Here is a 17731-nt window from a genome sequence, read left to right on the forward strand (position 1 = left end):
ATGACTGCCGGCCATTCTTTGTCGCTCGTAACCACCTGGACCCCTGCCAGCGAAGGCGAAAGCCTCGCCTATGGCATCGAGCTCACCAATAATGGCGACACCGCGCTCAAGGACTTTACCCTGGGCTTTTCCGGCCCCGCCCGCATCGATCCGCACGCCACCCTCGAAAACGGCAAGCTGCTCAAGCGCCTCTCCAACCACACCCTGATTGCGCCCCCCGACGGCTTCGTGCTTGAGCCCGGCGCAACCTGGAAAGCCATTGCGCGCGGCCTCTCCTATGGCCTGCGCCATTGGAGTGACGGCGCCAATTCCGGCTATGTGGCGCTGGCCGATGGCACCATCATCACCCTGCCCACCGCCCCCACCCAGGGCAAGGGCCACAATTCTCCGCTGCTCAAGGGCGCCGTGAAGTTCAAGGTGCCCGCCAAGGCGCCGGTTCCCGTCTCGATCATCCCCTGGCCCAAATCGGTCGCCACCACCGGCGCCCGCATCGTCCCGCCCGGCTTCGACCTGCAGCCGCAGGGCGAGGACGCCAGCAAAGCCGCGGCAGCCTTCGCCACACTGGTAGCCGATCTCTTCCCCGTCGAAGCCATCGTCCGTCCCGCCTCCGAAGCCGGCATGCCGGTCAACATCGCGCACAAGCCGGGCCTGGGCGCCGAAGCCTATGAAGTCAGCTTCGCCGACAATGCAGCTACCGTCTCGGCCACCACCCGCCAGGGCATGTTCTACGGCCTGGTCACGCTGGGCCACATCCTGCGCGGCGCCAAGCTCTACCCGCAGACCTTCCTCTTCCCCACCGGCGGCACCATCACCGACGAGCCCGGCTTCACCTATCGCGGCTGCCATCTCGACGTGGCGCGCCAGTTCTATACCGGTGCCGAAGTCAGCCGCCTCATCAAGCTCATGGCCTGGAACAAGCTGAACAAGTTCCACTGGCATTTGAGCGAAGACGAAGCCTGGCGCTTGGAAATCGATGCCTATCCCGAACTGACCGAAATCGGCGCCTGGCGTGGCCACGGCAAGGCGCTGCCGCCGCTATTGGGCTCCGGCCCGCAACCCACCGGCGGCTATTATTCCAAGGCCGTGGTGCGCGAAATCGTGGCTTTGGCCGATAGCCTCGCCATCACCGTGATCCCTGAAATCGACGTGCCCGGCCATTCCTACGCCGTGCTGCAATCCCTCCCGCAATTGCGCGATCCCAACGAGATCGGCGAATACCAATCGGTGCAGGGCTTCCCCAATAATAGCCTCAACCCCGCCTATGAGCCGGTCTACACCTTCATGGAAAAGGTGATCGACGAGGTGCTCGAACTCTTCCCCGCCGGCATCTTCCATCTGGGCGCCGACGAAGTCCCGCTCGCCGCCTGGTCCGGTTCGCCCCTGGCGCTGGACATGATCGAAAAGCTCGGCGGCCCGGCTTTGCGCAAGAAGCACGAAGCCCAGCTCAACGTCCTGGGCAATCACCACGGCGCCGACGAAATCGAGGGTTCGCCCACCGCGCTCCTGCAGTCCGAATTCATCCGCCGCGTGCACGAAATCATCGCCTCCAAGGGCGCCATTACCGGCGGCTGGGAAGAAGCCGGCCATGGCGACAAGGTCGACAAATCCAAGACCTTCCTGATCGGCTGGCGCAATGTCGAGATCAACGCCGCCCTGGCCGAACGCGGCTACGACATGGTCGTCTCCCCTGGCCAGCGTTATTATCTCGACATGGCCAATGGCCAGGCCTGGGCCGAACCCGGCGCCGGTTGGGCCGGCTGGTCGGGCCCGCAGGAAACCTATGAATTCGAGTCGCGCGAAGGCTGGACCGAACACCAGCTCAAGCATCTGCTGGGCGTGCAAGCCTGCATCTGGAGCGAGTCCATGACCGACCGCGCCATTTTCGACCGCCTGGTCTTCCCCCGCCTCTCCGCCGTCGCCGAAGCCGGCTGGACCCTCCCCGACCGCAAAAGCTGGACCCGCTTCAGCGCGCTCGTCGGCCTGATGCCCATCATGTACGGCAATTGGGCCGAGGAGTAGAAATACCCCCACCTAACCTCCCCCTGATAGGGGGAGGAACCACCTTGTGGTTTAGAGGTCGATCCAGCCTCAAACGCGGAAAGATCCCTCCCCCTATCAGGGGGAGGCTAGGAGGGGGGACTCCGATGCCTAGGGATAAACCTCACCAAGGATTCTCCACCATCGGCCAGATATCCCGCCGCGCCTTGCGATAAGGCGTTGTCGCCGGGCTATTCGGATAGGGCTTGCCCGCCGAGCAATAGACAATTTCCGAGGCAATCCGCGAGAATGAATCGTAAAAGTGGTTGGTGGATTTGATCAGCAGGATCTTCCGCGATGTCGGCTCGATCCCCATCGCTGAAAAGAGGCTCGGATCAAAACTCTGCGCCCGCGTCGAATTGAGGATCACATCGATCCCGTCAAAGCTGATCCAGGCCGCATCGCCAAAGGGCGCAAAGCTCTCGCCAAACCGCATCTCGGCATTGGGCACTAGCTTCCGCACCGTGACGATCTTGTCGATCGGCATTCCGGTATCCGGCGCCGATTTGGCCCCGAAACGCAGCGCGATTTCCGCCCCTTCGCCCGCCGCCATGCAGATCTGCACCGCAATCGGGTCCCAGATCGTGCCCACTGCCACGTCGGTCACGCCCCGCGCAATCAGCTCGCCCAGGATCACCGTGGCGTCGCCCGCGGGCCCGCCGCCCGGATTGTCCCATACATCGGCGATCACCACCGGCCCCTTGGTCGCGGCCACAGCCACATCCACCGCCACATGCTCATCCACTTGGGCGACCATGAAAGTGCCACGCATGGCAAACAGTTCCCGCCCCAGCCTCTCCGCCAAAGCCGCGCCGGTCTCCGGCTGGTTATCGGTCACCGCGATAACCTTGGTGCCCATTTCCGGCACATCGCCCGCCATGAAGCCATGCACCACCGACAGCGACAGCACGCCCGCCTCGCTCTTTTCCAGCCCATAGAGCCGGTCCACAAAGCTGCGCATCGGCTCCTTGGAGGTTGGGAACACATCGATCATCCGGCAATCAAACACGCTCATCACCGGCTTGATCTCGCCCTTGAGCGTCCGCACCGCGATCGACCACAGATCGCGTGCCCGATCGACAAAGTCGATATGCGGAAATTCCTTGAACACCACGAAAAAATTCGCCGCCGCCACCCGCTTGGCAGTCAGATGGCTATGCGGATCAAGCTCGGCGCAGACCAGCACATTGGGCCCCACAATCTCGCGCACCCGCGCCAGCAAATCCCCTTCGACATCGTCATAGCCCTGCGCCACCATGGCGCCATGCAGGCCCAGCACCACGCCGTCCACCGGCATGGCGACCCGCAATTGCTCGAGGATTTCGTCGCGCAAATCCTCATAGGTCGTACGCGCCACCAGCCCCGCCGGATCGGCCCAACTGGCACTGCCCTCGATCAGCGTCCAGCCCAGCTGTGTGCAGACCTCGCGGCCTACCGTGATCGGGGCGCTGCACAGCGTCGGCGTCGCCGGATGCTCGCCCGGCTTGGCATAAAGCGAGGCCTCGAAAGCGCGCTTGTCGATCGCTATGGGCGAAAACGTATTGGTCTCGGTGGCCAGGGCGGCGGTAAAGACGCGCACTTGGAACTCGCAAAATGACAATAAAAAGAGCATCCCCACCGGGGCGCTGCCATGCCAAGCTAGCACAAGGCACAACCAGCAATCACGTAAGAAATTTACATTCGTCCTGTCATTTTACACGAGAAATGTCGGTTTCGGGTCGATAAAGTCGCCAGTAGTGAAATTGCCTTTCAGAAAATCCAGCAAGGGAGCCTCCTCATGCCGATCAAACGTTATGGTGCGGAAAAGTCCGGGGCCGGCGGCCAGAACCTGCCTTTCGCCCGGGCCGTAGAGGCTGGCGGCTGGCTCTATGTCTCCGGCCAGGTCGCCATGAAGGATGGCGAGATCATCAATGGCGGCATTGTCGAGCAGACCCACGCGACCATCAAGAACGTCATCGCCATTCTCGAGGAAGCCGGCTTCGGTCTCGAACATGTCGTGCGCTGCGGCGTCTGGCTCGATGATCCGCGCGATTTCTGGAGCTTTAACGCCATCTACAAGAGCTATTTCGGCGAGCATCCGCCCGCCCGCGCCTGCGTGCAGAGCCATATGATGGTGGACTGCAAGGTCGAAATCGACTGCGTCGCCTATAAGGGACCCTGACGCCATGAGCGCTTCCCCCTTTCGCCTCGACGGCAAAACCGTGCTGATATCAGGCGCCGGCGGCGGCATTGGCCGCTCCATGGTCGCCGGCTTCCGCGCTGCCGGGGCCAATGTCATCGGCGCCGATCGCGATGCGGATCTGCTCGCCGGGCTCGACCTCGCCGGGCAGGTGCTGTTCGAACTCTCCGACCCCAAGGCCACCCGGGCGGCCATCGAGCGCTACATTGCCGAACACGGCGCGCCCGACGCGGTCGTCTCCAATGCCGGCTTCACCCGCGCCGAAACGCTCGAGCATCTCGATGACGATGTCTGGGCCTCCGAAATCGCCATTAATCTGAATGGCGCCTATGCCATGACCGACCCCGTGGTCAAAGCCATGGCGCAGCGCGGGGCAGGAAGCCTGGTCTTCATCTCCTCGGTCAATGGGCTCGCCCATTTCGGCAATCCGGCCTATTCCGCCGCCAAGGCTGGGCTCATTGCCTATGCCCGCGCGCTGGCCGTCGAACGCGGCGCCCAGGGCATCCGCGCCAATGCCATCTGCCCCGGCTCGGTCCGCACCCCCGCCTGGGATCATCGCCTGGCGGCCGACCCGACCGTGCTCGACAATGTCCTGCCCCATTACCCGCTGGGCCGCATGGTCCTGCCGCAGGAGGTTGCCAATGCCGCCATCTTCCTGTGCTCCGATGCAGCGTCGGGCATCACCGGCACCACATTGACCGTCGATGCTGGCCTCACCGCCGGCAATCTACGTTTCGTCGACGAAGTTCTGAGGGGCAAATGAGCACCATAGCCGAACTTGATACACCCGCCGTCCTGATTGATCTGGATCGCGTCGAGGCCAATCTCAAGCGCGTGCAGGACTATGCCGACGCCCATGGCCTGAAACTCCGCCCCCATATCAAAACCCACAAACTGCCCCGCTTCGCCAAGCGGGCGATCGAACTGGGTGCGGTGGGAATCACGGTGCAAAAACTGGGCGAAGCCGAGGTAATGGCCGATGCCGGCATCACCGAAATCTTCCTGCCCTATAATATTATCGGCCCCGCCAAACTCGCCCGCCTCAAGGCGCTGGCCGCCCGCATCAATATCGCCGTCACCGCCGACAGCCCCCAGACCGTCGCCGGTCTCTCCGCCACCTTTGCCGGCGCAACCAAGCCGCTGACCGTGCTGGTCGAATGCGATACCGGCATGGGCCGCTGCGGCGTGCAATCGCCGGCCGAAGCCGTCGCATTGGCCCAAAAAATCGCCGCATCGCCGGGCCTTCATTTCGGTGGCCTCATGACCTATCCCGCCGCCGGTCAGGTCGAAGCCAATGCAAAATGGCTGGCCGACGCCAAGGCCGCCCTCATCGCCGCCAATCTGCCACCGGAAGTCGTCTCCAATGGCGGCACCCCCGATATCTGGCGCGCCCACGAGGTCAAAGCCGCCACCGAGCATCGCCCCGGCACCTATATCTATATGGATCGTTTCCAGGTCGCCAAAAATGTCGGCAGCTTCGCCGACTGCGCCTTGACGGTCCTCGCCACCGTGGTCAGCCGCCCCACCGAAAACCGCGCCATCATCGACGCCGGCTCCAAGGCTCTGACCAGCGACACGCTGGGCATGACCGGCTTCGGCCTGATCGAAGCCTATCCCGAGGCGGTCATCGTGGGCCTCAGCGAAGAGCACGGCACCATCGACCTCACCAATTGCACCACCAAACCCGCCATCGGCGAAAAACTCCGCATCATCCCCAACCACGCCTGCGTGGTGTCGAACCTGTTCGATTCCGTCACCCTGATTTCCGGCAATCAAGTGATCGAAACCGTCCATGTCGACGCCCGGGGTCGTGTCGACTAGTGAGAGAACGCTGAACGCCGTCTCCCCTCCCCCTTGAGGGGAGGGGCGGGGGTGGGGGTTCTGACCAATGAGCGCGTCCGTAATGCCTGATAGCCCGCTGACATCCTCCTTCTTCGACCGCCCCGTCCTCGACGTCGCCCGCGACCTCATCGGCACAACTCTCCTGGTCGACGGCGTCGGCGGTCCCCTGGTCGAGGTCGAAGCCTATGACCAGACCGATCCGGCCTCCCACACCTTCAACGGCCCGACCCCACGCAATGCGGCCATGTTCGGCCCGCCTGGCCATGCCTATGTCTACAAAATCTACGGCATCCATTGGTGCCTCAATTTCGTCTGCCAGCCGGGCAGCGCCGTGCTGATCCGCGCGCTTGAGCCGACCCACGGCACGCACCTTATGTCCGAACGCCGTGGCGGCCTGCCTACCCGCCAGCTCTGCTCTGGCCCCGGCAAGCTCTGCCAGGCGCTGGGCGTCACTATCGCCCACAATGGCCTGTCGCTCGATACGCCACCCTTCCAACTCCTCCCCGGCGAACCCGCTGAAATCCACACCGGTCCCCGCATCGGCATCACCAAAGGCGTCGAAACCCCCTGGCGCTTCGTGCTGCGCAATTCCCCCTTCCTCAGCAAACCGCTGGGACCCCGCTAGACCCCCACGCCAAACGGCCAAATCTATGCTCAGATGGCCCCAGATTCGGGGGACATGGAACATGCTGGGGCGTTTACTGGGGCTGCTGATCCTGGCGATCGGACTGGGCGTTTTGTATTATTTCCTGCTGCTGCCGCTACAGCAAGCACAGGCCGGTGTCGCCGAAATCCGCTACTCCCTGCGGGCCTTTTTCTTCGTGCCCTTCTGCGTGGTCTTTGGCCTGGCTTTCATGATTGGCGGCTCCAATCTCAATTATCGCAATGTGCAAGCCAAAAGCCTCAATCCGCTGGGCTGGACGCTGTTTGGTCTGGTGGTCGTGCTCACAGGCCTGGGCTGGTGGTGGTTCGATCAGCAATTCACCGCTTTAGGCTATGTTTGACGCCCGTGTGTTGCGCCTGCTTCGGGGCTGTGATTCAAGACTTGGGTGAGCATTTCCGAGTCGCATATCGATCTGTTTGAGGCCCCGCTGGCGCCGGCGCAGCGTAGCAGCCGCGATCCGCTCGATGTGCTGCGCGATATTTTCGGCCACAAAAGCTTCCGCGGCCAGCAGGAAGATGTGGTGCGCCACGTCGTGGGCGGCGGCGACGCCGTCGTGCTTTTCCCCACTGGCGCTGGCAAATCGGCCTGCTACCAGATACCCGCCATCTGCCGCCCCGGCGTCGGCATTGTCATCTCCCCACTCATCGCGCTGATGCGCGACCAGGTCGAGGCTCTGCGCCAGGCCGGCGTCGCCGCCGCGGCCCTCAATTCGGCGATGACCCAGGAGGAATCCGCCCAGGTTCGCGGCCAATTGCGGCGCGGCGAACTCGACCTGCTCTATGTGGCGCCCGAACGCGTCGCGACCCAGGGCTTCCGCAATATGGTCGAAGGGCTCGATATCGCGCTCTTTGCCATCGATGAAGCCCATTGCGTGAGCCAATGGGGCCACGACTTCCGCCCAGAATATCGCGATCTGGCGCAACTCACCGAGCTTTTCCCCGGCGTGCCGCGTATCGCCCTCACCGCCACGGCCGATCCGACCACGCGCGAAGACATTATCGAGCGGCTGGGACTCGAAGGCGCCCAGGTCTTCTCGACCAGTTTTGATCGCCCCAATATCTCCTATTCCATCATCGAGCGGGACAAGGCGCGCGAGCAATTGCTGGCTTTCCTTGCCGGCCACAAGGGCAATTCCGGCATCGTCTATTGCCTCTCCCGCGCCAAGGTCGAAGACATTGCCGATTGGCTTTCGGGCAAGGGCATTCCGGCTCTACCCTATCATGCCGGGCTCTCGGCCGAGCGGCGCAGCGCCAATCAGGATGCTTTCCTCAAGGAGGAAAACATCTGCATGGTGGCCACCGTCGCCTTTGGCATGGGCATCGACAAGCCCGATGTGCGCTATGTCGCCCATATGGACCTGCCGGCCTCCATCGAGGCCTATTACCAGGAAACCGGCCGCGCCGGTCGCGATGGACAACCCGCCGAAGCCTGGATGAGCTATGGCATGGCCGATGTGGTGCAGCGCCGCCGCATGATCGATGAAGGCAATGCCCCCGATGAGGTCAAGCGCGTCGAACATAGTAAGCTCAATGCCCTGCTCGGCGTCTGCGAAACCGCCGAATGCCGCCGCAAGGCTATCCTCGCCCATTTCGGCGAAGGCCATGCCGGCAATTGCGGCAATTGCGACACCTGCCGCTCGCCGGTCGAAAGCTGGGACGGCACGGAAGCTGCCATCAAGGCCATGGCCGCCATCTACCGCACCGGCCAGCGTTTCGGCGCCGCCCATGTCATCGATGTGCTCATCGGCAAAGCCACCGAAAAGGTCGAACGCTTCGGCCATGACCAACAGGCCGTGTTCGGCCAGGGGCAAGACCTCGACAACAAAACCTGGCAATCGGTCTTGCGCCAGCTCACCGCCTCTGGCCTCGTCGTGGTCGATCACGCCGCCCATGGCGCACTGACCCTGGGCGAGGGTGCCCGCGCCGTGTTCAAGCGCGAGCGCATGGTGACCCTGCGCAAGGACCGGCCCAAAAAGGCTGCCGAAGTGCGCCAGCGCCTCAGCAATGCCGTGCAATTGGCTGAACCCGCCATGACCATTTTCAATGCTCTGCGCGACGAGCGCCTGCGCATCGCCAAGCAGCAGGGCGTGCCGCCCTACGTGATCTTCCACGACACCACTTTGCGCGCCATGGCCCTGGCCCGCCCGCGCCACCTGCACGACATCCTCAACCTGCCCGGCGTCGGCCAGGCCAAGCTCGACCGCTATGGCGAGGCCTTCCTGTCGGTGCTGTCCGATCTGGACGTTTAAGCCGGGGTCAGACGGCGGTCACGCGCTGGGGCTGCCGGCAACGGCGCCAGATTTCCCCAAACACCGCCACGCATCCCAATCCCGCCACTGCCAGAACCCATATCGAGGGCTTTGGTCCGACAGCGCCCAGAGCGACCGACAGGGTGACTGGCGCGATGGCCGATAGCGCCAGCCGGCCCAGGCTGATCCAGCCCAGCCGCCGCCCGAAACCGGCCTTGCCGAACAGCGCCAGCGGCAAGGTACCCGATACAATGCTGAACAGCCCGGTGCCCATGCCAAAGATCACTGCAAAACCGATGCCGCCGGCAATCGACGGCGCCGTCAGCGCCAGGATGGTCAGTGCCAGCGGCATCATGCTCGCCGAAATGATCGAAAGTACCGTCGCCGGCAATTCCTTGCCCAATGTCATATTGATCAGCCGGCTTGCCACCTGCGCCGGTCCCAGCAGCGAAGCCACCAGCACCCCTGCATTGCCCAGCCCGAGCGAAGCCAGCATCGGCACGATATGGAACAGGATCGCCGCCGAAATAAACCCCGCCAGCGAAAAGCCGAGCACCACCAGGGCAAACACCAGGCCCTGGTCAACCGGGTTTTCCACCGCCGCAATACCGACCGGCTGCGGCATCCGTGCGGCGGCCAGCCGCGAAAACCGCGACAGCCACAGATGCAGCGGCAGGCAGATAAGCAGGTTCAATCCCGCGAACACCAAATAGACCTGGTGCCAATCCATGGCCCCCAGCATGGCGCTGGTCAGCGGCCAGAAGATCGTCGAGGCAAACCCGGCGATCAGCGTCAGATAGGTAATGCTGCGCTGGGCCCTGGGCCCCGTGCTCTGGGCAAGAAAGGCGAAGGCCGTCGAATAGAGCACGAAGGCCGAGGCCAGCTCGACCAGGATCATGCCGGCGAGGAAGGCGAGAGCGTTCCCCGCCAGCGCACAGACGATCAGCGCCGCCGCTGCACCGACCGAACCCACCGACATGACCCGCCCGGCGCCATGCCGGTCCGCCAGTCCGCCGGCATAGGGCGAGATCAGCCCACCCGCCAGCAGCGCCAGCGAAATACAGCCATAAATCCACTCGATGGCCACGCCGAACTCGGCGGCGATGCCGGGCGCCAGGATGCTGAAACTATAATAGAGCGTGCCATAGCCGATGATCTGGGTGACCCCGAGCGCCCAGATGGCCGCGGCATTGGACGGCGAAGATGCGGCCTCGGCCATGATGTTCTAGATCGACTTCAAGCCGACCCGCTCCCGGTTACGCGCTTGCCTTCAGCGTCGATGATTACCTCGCCATCTTCCTTGGTGAACGGCCCGATATCGGGATTCTCCAGAATATCCAGCACCAACTCGGAGGGCCGGCACAGAAGTGTCCCCAACGGCGTTTCGACAAAGGGGCGGTTGAGCAGGATCGGATGCGCCGCGATGGCGTCGAGCAATTGCTCATCCGACAAGGACGGGTCGGCCAGGCCGAGCTCGGCATAGGGCGTATCCTTCTGCCGGATCGCCTGCCGCAAGGTCATGCCGGCGGCGGCAACCAGGTCGCGGATCCTGGTGCGCGCTGGCGGTGTCTTGCGATAGTCGATCACGATCGGTTCGACCCCGGACTGGCGGATCATCGCCAGCGTGTTGCGCGACGTGCCGCATTCGGGATTGTGGTAGATGGTGACGGTCATGATTGTTCTTCCACATGGATGGGGAGGGCGTCTCCGACCGGCGCGCGCAGCAGCCAGCTCATCAGCGCCAGCGCGACCAGGGCGCCAGCGAGTTGCGCCAGAATGAAACCCGGCAAGTCATAGGGACGAATACCCGAAAAGGTGTCGGTAAACGCGCGGGCAATGGCCACGGCAGGATTGGCGAATGAGGTCGACGCCGTGAACCAATAGGCAGCCGTGATGTAGAGCCCAACCAGCATCGGAACGGCGCCTCGCTGCAACCGGATGCCGGCCAGGATAGTTGCAACGAGCCCGAAGCAAGCCACCCCTTCGGAAAGCCATTGCGCCGCCCCGCTGCGCACCGTGCTGGAAGCCTGCAGCAGCGGCAGCGCGAACATGGCATGCGCCAATATTGCCCCGACAATGCCGCCCGCGACCTGCACAATGGCATAGAACGCGGCATCACGGCGCGGCAAGTCCCGCCGCAAAGCAAACACCAGCGACACCGCCGGATTGAAATGAGCCCCCGAAATCGGCCCGAGCATGGTGATCAGCACCACCAATATGGCGCCGGTGGCAATGGTATTGGCCAGCAGCGCCAGGGCGATATCGGTGGTCAGCGTCTCGGCCATGATGCCCGAGCCCACGACCGTCGCCACCAGCAGTGCCGTGCCGAGCGCTTCGGCAACCAGACGGCGCGGCAAATCTACCATTTATCCCGCCTCGGTGCGGCGATCGGCCGGCGCGCAGCACGGGGTGAATTCGGCGATGAGGGGCGCGCACAATTCGGCGCGGCCGCCGCAGCAATCCTGCACCAGGAAGCTCGCGATCTCCCGCACCCGGTCAACCACCGCCCGATAGATGATGGATCGGCTGTGGCGCTCGGATTCGATGAGCCCGGCCCGGGTCAGAATGGCCAGGTGCGTGGACATGGTGTTTTGCGGCACATCAAGCCGCCGGGCGATTTCGCCGGCCGGCAGGCCCTGGGGTTCGTGCTCCATCAGCAGGCGGAACGTGTCGAGACGCGTGGCCTGCGACAGGGCGGCAAAAACGTTGAGGGCGTGCGATGATTCCATATATCGAGAATGATTGATATAATGAATGCAGTCAAGCCGGCGGTGGGCGCCTTGGCGCCGCCATGCGCACGCTTTGCGCGGCTCTTGCGCCCCCACGGGTCAGAAACATTCCCGATGCATACGTAAGTACATTCACACAACACGATTAACCGCCGGACCAGCTTGTGTTTTTCACTGCTCTGCTGCGGTGCAACAATGCCTCCAGTTTAATCATGCATTAACCATGACATATTGGTGGCATCCATGTTTCGCTCCGACATCGTTACCGAAACGGCCACCCTTGTCCGCCCGGTTCCCATGGCGCCGCCCGCCTTGGGCGATTATCTCGGCCAGCTCTGGCGCGCCCGCTATTGGGCCGGGGCAGGGGCCCTGTGCTGCGCCGCCCTCGCGCTTGTCGCCCCGCAAGTCCTGACGCCCAGCTACCGCGCCAGCGCCCAGATTTTCATCGATCCGCAAAACCTGCAGGTGCTGGAGCGCGATCTGACCCCGTCCACCGCCTCTGGCGATGCCGGCGTGGTGCTGATCGAAAGCCAGGCCCGCGTCATGGCGTCGGATTCGGTGCTGCGCGCCGCCGCCACCCAATTGGGGCTGGAGAACGATCCAGAATTTGTCGGCAAACCCGCCAATCCGCTGCGCGCTTTGCTCGACAGCATTGCCGGCGGCGCCTCCGATGCCCCGCGCGATGATCTCAGCAAAGCCGTCCTGGCCCTCTCCAAGGCGGTCCATGTCGTGCGGCTCGATCGTACCTATGTGGTCGATATCTACGCCGAATCCGAAAGCGCCACCAAGGCCGCCGCCATCGCCAATGCCGTGGTCTCAAATTATCTGGGCCTGCGCGAAACCCAGCGCGCCGCCCAGGCCGAACGCGCCTCGGGAGCACTCGAGGGCCGGCTCGCCCAGTTGCTCAGCGACCTGGAAACTGCCGAAAACGCCGTCGAGCGCTTCAAGACCGCCAATGGCATTGTCGAAACATCAGGCCAGTCCCTGCTCGAAGGCGAGGTCGGGCAAACCAATCAGGCCCTGCTCGCCGCCGACACTGCATTGGCCGCCGCCCGCGTCGAACGCGATCAATTGCAGGCCCTGGCCGCCAATCCCGAACGGGCCGCCGCCGCGCCCGAAGCCATGGGCTCGGCCGATATCACCCGGCTGCGCGATCAGTTGCAAACCGCCAATGCCGACGCCGCCGCGCTCCGCGCCACCCTGGGCACCCAGCATCCTCGCCTGATCGTCGCCGAACAACGCGTCGCCGGCGCCCGCGCCGCGCTCGATGCCGAAGTGGCGCGCCTACTGACCGCCGCCGATCTGACCCTGCAACGGGCTGAGGACAATGCCAGCGCCCTCCGCACAAGGCTCGACAGCGCCACCGCAAATCTGCAAGCCACCGATTCCAAGCGCATCCGCCTGCGCCAGCTCGAGCGCGAAGCCGAAGCCAGCCGCGCCGTCTATCAGGATGCGCTGCTCCGCTCGCGCGAAACCGCCGAACAGGCGCGCCTCGATACGCTCAATGCGCAAGTCGTCTCGCAGGCCGTCGCCCCCTCCGATCGCAGCTTCCCGCCCAAGCCCAGCGTATTGTTGCCGCTCGGCCTGATCGTGGGCCTGCTGCTCGGCGGCGGGTTTGGCATGCTGGTCAATCGCTGGCGGGGACGCTGATCATGCGCCGCCGCGCCGTGCTCGCCGGCCTCGCCGGACTGGCAGCGCCGGCTCACGCCCAGCAAGCAACCCGCATCGAAATCTCCGGCAATCGCCTGCTCTGGAACGACGCCCCGCTGCGCCTCTGCGGCATTGCCATGGGCGACCCCGTCTATATCCGCGCCGGCCGTTCGCTCGATGATTATCGCGTCGTCGCCCAGGATTGGGGCGCCAATTGCGTCCGCATCAGCGTGCATCCCGGCCATTGGCGCTATGACCCCGTGCTGATGGCGCAATATCTGGACACCGACATTGCCGCTGCCCGCGCCCAGGGCCTTTTCGTCATCGTCGATTGGCACGTCATCGGCTTCCCCGATCATTACGAGCCTATCCCCCCGCCCGAATGGGGCCTGCCGCCCGACGCCTATCTTTCCTCCATTGCCGACGCGATCGCCTTCTGGACATCCATGGCCCAGCGCCATGGCGATGACCCCCATATCCTGTTCGAGCTCTGGAACGAGCCCGTCGGCCACCAAAGCCATTGGGTCTCCGACGGCGCCTGGTGGCCCGATTTCAAACAGGCCTGGCTGCAGATCACCGCTGCCATCCGCCCCATCAGCGACAATATCGTGCTCTGCGCCGGCGGCCGCTGGGCCCATGACCTGACCGGCGCCGCCGCCGATCCGCTGCCCGATCCGCGCACCGCCTATGCCTGGCATGTCTATCCCAATGAGGATCGCTACGATGCCGACCGCTGGTTCAAAAGCCTGGGCACATTGGCCGCGAACAAGCCCATCGTGGTCACCGAATGGGGCTTTTGCCCCAGCTGCATCGATGGCCTGGCCGGCGGCCCCACCGATTTCGCCGAGCCCTTCACCCAGAATGTGCTCGAAGCGCTCGAATTGAGCCACACCGCCTGGTGCTACAGCCCCGGCGCCACCCCCGCTTTGCTCGCCAGCGATGGCCAGACCCCATCCGACTACGGCGCCTTCGTCAAAGCCTATCTCCTGGCCCTGCGCGATGCGTGACGCCCTCGCCCGACCCACCGAGATTGACCTCAGTCAGGTGCTGATCGCCCTCTTCGCCGGCTTTGCCATCCTCGTGCTCTGGACCCAGGCCCAACCCTTTGCCAGCCTCTCCGATTATGGCGTCATTGATGATCCCACCCAGTCCAACAGCCTGCGCCGCAACCTCACACTGCTGATCCTGGGATTGGCCCTGCTACTGGTCTGGCGCGGCGGCACCGCCCGCCAGCTCTGGGGCGCCATCAGTCCTGGCCTCGTCGCCATATTCGGCTGGTTTGCCCTCACCTCGCTCGTCTCCGCCAGCCCCGGCCTTGCGCTCAACCGGCTGGCTCTGGCGGGCGCCGTGATCGGCATCGCCCTCTGCCTGCCTCTCCTATTCAAGCGCGCCGAAACCTTCGTCACCACCCTGGGCGCCGCCACCACCATCGCCATCGCCCTCTGTTTTCTGGGCGTCCTCTTCATCCCGGATCTCGCCATCCACAGCCTGCGCGACACGGTCGAAGAAGGCCTGGCCGGCGATTGGCGCGGCATGTTCCGCCACAAGAACGATCTGGCCCCCATGGCCATTCATTTCAGCTTTATCGGCCTGCTGCTGTGGCGCCTGGGCCGCCCGGCCTGGGGCGGCGCCATCGTCACCGGCGCCTTGGTGCTGCTCTATATGTCCGGCGGCAAATCGGCCGCGCTCTTGCTGGTTCCCGCCCTTATCGGCGCTGCGCTCATCGTGCGCAGCCGCCACCCCGCACTTATCGCCACGCTCGCCGTGGGCGGTCTCGCGCTCGTCACTGTCGGCTCCGTTGCCTTCCCAGCCCTCGCCGCCATCACCAATCACTTGCCCGACCCGACCTTCACCGGCCGCGCCGATATCTGGCAATTGGCGCTCGACGCCGCCGAACGGCGACCCCTGACCGGCTATGGCTACAATGTCTTCTGGGACACCGGCGTCATCTATGCCGTCGCCGGCTCCAAGGACACCGCCGCGCAGGTCTCGCACGCCCATAATGGCTTCCTCGATGTCGCCATCTCCGCCGGCCTGCCGGGCCTCATCCTGGTCCTCGGCTGGGCCGGCATCGCGCCGCTGCGCCACATCGCAACAATTAGGCGCCGCGCCCTGGGTCACGCCGAACAGACCCTGCTCGAATTCTTCGTTCAGGGCTGGCTCTTCACCCTGCTGATCTCCAGCCTTGAAGCCGTGCTGTTCAATCGCGGCGATTCCATCTGGTTCACGGGGCTCCTCTCCATCGTCTGCCTGCGCCTGTGGTCCCGCTCGGACCTCGCCCGATGAACGTGCTGCAAGTCGTCACCCGCGACGAACCCGGCGGCGTGCAAGTCCTGACCCAGATGGTCGCCGAAGGCCTGGAACGCCGCGGCCACCAAGTCGAAACCATGGCTATGGCTGGCAATCTCCCCCGCCTCATCAGCACCGTGCTCTCCCGCCGCCACGATGCAATCCTGTCCTACCAGGTCGCCGCCGGCATCTTCGCCAGCGTCCTCGCGCTCCCCTCGGGCATCAGCCTGCGCGCCGCCCATCTCACCGCCATCCCCTCCGCCATGCGTCCCCATTGGCGCCTGCTGGATCGGCTCTGGGGTCAAGCCGGCATCCACAGCACCATCATCGCCAATTCCACCGCGACCCAAGTCAGCATCGCCACCTACCCCGAAGCCTATCGCCGCCGAACGCTCCTCATCCCTCACGGCGTCGCGCCCTTGCCCGCGCCCAACAATACCAACTGGCGCCACCGCCTCGGCATCCCCGCCAACACGCCCCTCCTCGTGTCCAGCGGCCGCCTCGCCGCCCAGAAAAACCACGCGACCGCCATCGCCGCTCTGCCCCTAATGCCCGGCGCCCACCTGGCCATAGCCGGCGACGGCGAACTCCGTGACACCCTCGTCGCCCAAGCCATCCGGCTCGACGTCAACGACCGCCTGCACCTGCTCGGCAATCTCGATCGCCCCGCACTATCCGCCCTGCTCACCAGCGCCGATATCTACCTCTTCCCCTCCACCTGGGAGAGTTTTGGCCTGGCCGGTGTCGAAGCCGCCATGCTCGGCCTGCCCATCCTCGCCGCCGATCTGCCGGTGCTGCGCGAAGTCCTCGCCCCCGCCGCCACTCTGGGTCTGGCCGCTTTCCACGCCCCCAGTGACGCCGCCCAATTCGCCGCCGCAGTCAGTGCCATGCTGGCCCAGCCCCCCAGCCCGCAGCAACGCGCTGCCTCGGCCAGCGCCATGCAAGCCCAACACGGCATCGAGCCAATGATCTCGGCCTATTGCCGTCTGCTCGAAACCTTGCCGCCCCGCGTCAAGAGGTAATTCAGCACCTGCCTGGCCCCAAACAGGTCCCAGGTCACCGCCAGCCCGAGCGCCGAAGTCAGCACCAGGCCCAGCCCCGCCCACCAGCCGACCCATCCCGCCTGCAGCAAAACCAGCGCCACCAACCCCGTCCCCACGATCCATCCCGTCGCCACGCCCATGGCCCGCCAATCCACCGGCATGATCCGGCTCCCCCGATCGGCAATCAGAAAACTCGCCAGCCCCGCCGCCTGCGTCGCCAGCAAAGCCCACCCCGCGCCCACCACGCCAAAGCGCGGCACAAGGCCAATCGCCACCAGCGCCGCCACCGCCACCATGACCCCGCTGGCAATGACTTCACGCCGCGCTGATCCCGCAAAATAGATGACCTGCCCGAAATAATAGGCCCGCAGCGCCAAGAGAGCCGTGCCCGCCACCAGCAATGGCAGTATCCCCGCGCTCGCCTCGGCATAGCCCGGCGCCAGCAACAGCCCCAGCACCACCGGCCCAAACAGCAGCCAGCTCACACAGCCAAATCCCACCACGCTCCACAGCGTCACAAAGGCCCGCCCCAGCGCCTCTTGCCGCGCTGCGGCATTGCCCGCCTGCGCCTTGGCCGTCGACATATAGGCGGCCGCAATCGCCTCGCCCAGCACGACAAATCCCTGCCGCACCACGTCGACCGTCGCGCCATAGGCCGCCACGCTCACCGCCCCGCCAAACCGCCCCAGCACGATCCGGTCGAGATTGATCGCAATAGCCCCCGTGGCCAGCGCGCCGATCAGCGGCCAGCCATACTGCCCCAGCGCCATCAGGTCCGCCCGCTCCGGCCACACCATGCCATCGCGCCAGATCGTGCGTTTCAGCCCCGCCAATACCGGCCATGCCGCCAACGCCTGCGCCAGCCCCACCGCCGCCAGCAGCAATGGCGCCGATTGTGCCACCAGCAGCGCCGCCGTCCCCATGCCCAGCATCAACACGCCACGCAGCAACCCCGCCGCCGTCACCTCGGTGACCAGCAGATGCGCCCGCCCCACTTCGAAGGCACCAACATGAATGACAAAGCCCAGCACCAGCAGCGCCAGCCCCAGC

17 protein-coding genes are annotated in these 17731 nt (G+C 64.8%); 11 read left to right on the forward strand and 6 right to left on the reverse strand.

Going from position 1 to position 17731, the window contains the following annotated elements; translation table 11 throughout:
• Positions 1–2019, forward strand: coding sequence for a beta-N-acetylhexosaminidase (locus ACI3KW_RS08870; protein WP_404847758.1), 2019 nt, complete (start codon positions 1–3; stop codon positions 2017–2019).
• Between the two features lie 142 nt (positions 2020–2161).
• Here ACI3KW_RS08870 and ACI3KW_RS08875 read toward each other — a convergent pair whose 3' ends face one another.
• Entirely contained in the window at positions 2162–3616 is a 1455-nt protein-coding gene (locus ACI3KW_RS08875; RefSeq protein WP_404847759.1) for a M81 family metallopeptidase, read from the reverse strand.
• A gap of 198 nt (positions 3617–3814) precedes the next feature.
• Between ACI3KW_RS08875 and ACI3KW_RS08880 the strand changes: the two genes are divergently transcribed.
• From ACI3KW_RS08880 to recQ, 6 genes are all read left to right on the forward strand, one after another.
• Complete coding sequence (locus tag ACI3KW_RS08880) at positions 3815–4198, forward strand: RidA family protein (RefSeq protein WP_404847760.1); 384 nt, start codon at positions 3815–3817, stop codon at positions 4196–4198.
• A 4-nt stretch (positions 4199–4202) separates the two neighbouring features.
• Positions 4203–4979, forward strand: a complete 777-nt coding sequence (locus ACI3KW_RS08885) for an SDR family oxidoreductase (protein WP_404847761.1) — start codon at positions 4203–4205, stop codon at positions 4977–4979.
• Positions 4976–6037: a D-TA family PLP-dependent enzyme gene (locus ACI3KW_RS08890; protein ID WP_404847762.1), complete on the forward strand. Its 1062-nt coding sequence runs from the start codon at positions 4976–4978 to the stop codon at positions 6035–6037. The genes ACI3KW_RS08885 and ACI3KW_RS08890 overlap by 4 nt, the downstream gene beginning before the upstream one ends.
• Before the next feature lie 67 nt (positions 6038–6104).
• Positions 6105–6683, forward strand: coding sequence for a DNA-3-methyladenine glycosylase (locus ACI3KW_RS08895; protein ID WP_404847763.1), 579 nt, complete (start codon positions 6105–6107; stop codon positions 6681–6683).
• 61 nt (positions 6684–6744) lie between these two features.
• Complete coding sequence (locus ACI3KW_RS08900) at positions 6745–7062, forward strand: hypothetical protein (protein WP_404847764.1); 318 nt, start codon at positions 6745–6747, stop codon at positions 7060–7062.
• Between the two features lie 45 nt (positions 7063–7107).
• Positions 7108–8970 carry a DNA helicase RecQ gene (recQ, locus tag ACI3KW_RS08905; RefSeq protein ID WP_404847765.1) on the forward strand — a complete coding sequence of 621 codons (1863 nt, stop codon included), beginning with the start codon at positions 7108–7110 and terminating at the stop codon, positions 8968–8970.
• 7 nt (positions 8971–8977) lie between these two features.
• Here the strand turns inward: recQ and arsK are convergent, their stop codons facing one another.
• Genes arsK through ACI3KW_RS08925 form a run of 4 tightly spaced genes read right to left on the reverse strand, consistent with a single transcriptional unit; the run spans position 8978 to position 11699 of the window.
• The gene (gene arsK / locus ACI3KW_RS08910; RefSeq protein ID WP_404847766.1) at positions 8978–10189 is read right to left on the reverse strand and encodes an arsenite efflux MFS transporter ArsK; all 1212 of its coding nucleotides are present in this window, start codon (positions 10187–10189) and stop codon (positions 8978–8980) included.
• 17 nt (positions 10190–10206) lie between these two features.
• Positions 10207–10644, reverse strand: a complete 438-nt coding sequence (gene arsC / locus ACI3KW_RS08915; protein ID WP_404847767.1) for an arsenate reductase (glutaredoxin) — start codon at positions 10642–10644, stop codon at positions 10207–10209.
• Positions 10641–11336 carry an aquaporin gene (locus tag ACI3KW_RS08920; protein WP_404847768.1) on the reverse strand — a complete coding sequence of 232 codons (696 nt, stop codon included), beginning with the start codon at positions 11334–11336 and terminating at the stop codon, positions 10641–10643. The genes arsC and ACI3KW_RS08920 overlap by 4 nt, the downstream gene beginning before the upstream one ends.
• On the reverse strand, positions 11337–11699 hold the full coding sequence (locus ACI3KW_RS08925; RefSeq protein ID WP_404847769.1) for an ArsR/SmtB family transcription factor: 363 nt from the start codon (positions 11697–11699) through the stop codon (positions 11337–11339).
• Between the two features lie 243 nt (positions 11700–11942).
• Between ACI3KW_RS08925 and ACI3KW_RS08930 the strand changes: the two genes are divergently transcribed.
• Genes ACI3KW_RS08930 through ACI3KW_RS08945 form a run of 4 tightly spaced genes read left to right on the forward strand, consistent with a single transcriptional unit; the run spans position 11943 to position 16660 of the window.
• Entirely contained in the window at positions 11943–13349 is a 1407-nt protein-coding gene (locus ACI3KW_RS08930; protein WP_404847770.1) for a GumC family protein, read from the forward strand.
• A 2-nt stretch (positions 13350–13351) separates the two neighbouring features.
• Positions 13352–14356: a glycoside hydrolase family 5 protein gene (locus ACI3KW_RS08935; protein ID WP_404847771.1), complete on the forward strand. Its 1005-nt coding sequence runs from the start codon at positions 13352–13354 to the stop codon at positions 14354–14356.
• A complete protein-coding gene (locus tag ACI3KW_RS08940) occupies positions 14349–15635 on the forward strand; it encodes an O-antigen ligase family protein (RefSeq protein ID WP_404847772.1) in 1287 nt (428 codons plus the stop codon). Before ACI3KW_RS08935 ends, ACI3KW_RS08940 begins: the two co-directional genes overlap by 8 nt.
• A complete protein-coding gene (locus ACI3KW_RS08945; RefSeq protein ID WP_404847773.1) occupies positions 15632–16660 on the forward strand; it encodes a glycosyltransferase family 4 protein in 1029 nt (342 codons plus the stop codon). The genes ACI3KW_RS08940 and ACI3KW_RS08945 overlap by 4 nt, the downstream gene beginning before the upstream one ends.
• On the opposite strand, the gene ACI3KW_RS08950 is transcribed toward ACI3KW_RS08945, so the two are convergent.
• A partial coding sequence (locus tag ACI3KW_RS08950) for a lipopolysaccharide biosynthesis protein (protein WP_404847774.1) occupies positions 16615–17731 on the reverse strand: 1117 nt, incomplete at its 5' end. The two genes, ACI3KW_RS08945 and ACI3KW_RS08950, sit on opposite strands and share 46 nt — an antisense overlap.

This window comes from Devosia sp. ZW T5_3 (assembly GCF_044987315.1).
Classification (GTDB): Bacteria; Pseudomonadota; Alphaproteobacteria; order Rhizobiales; family Devosiaceae; genus Devosia.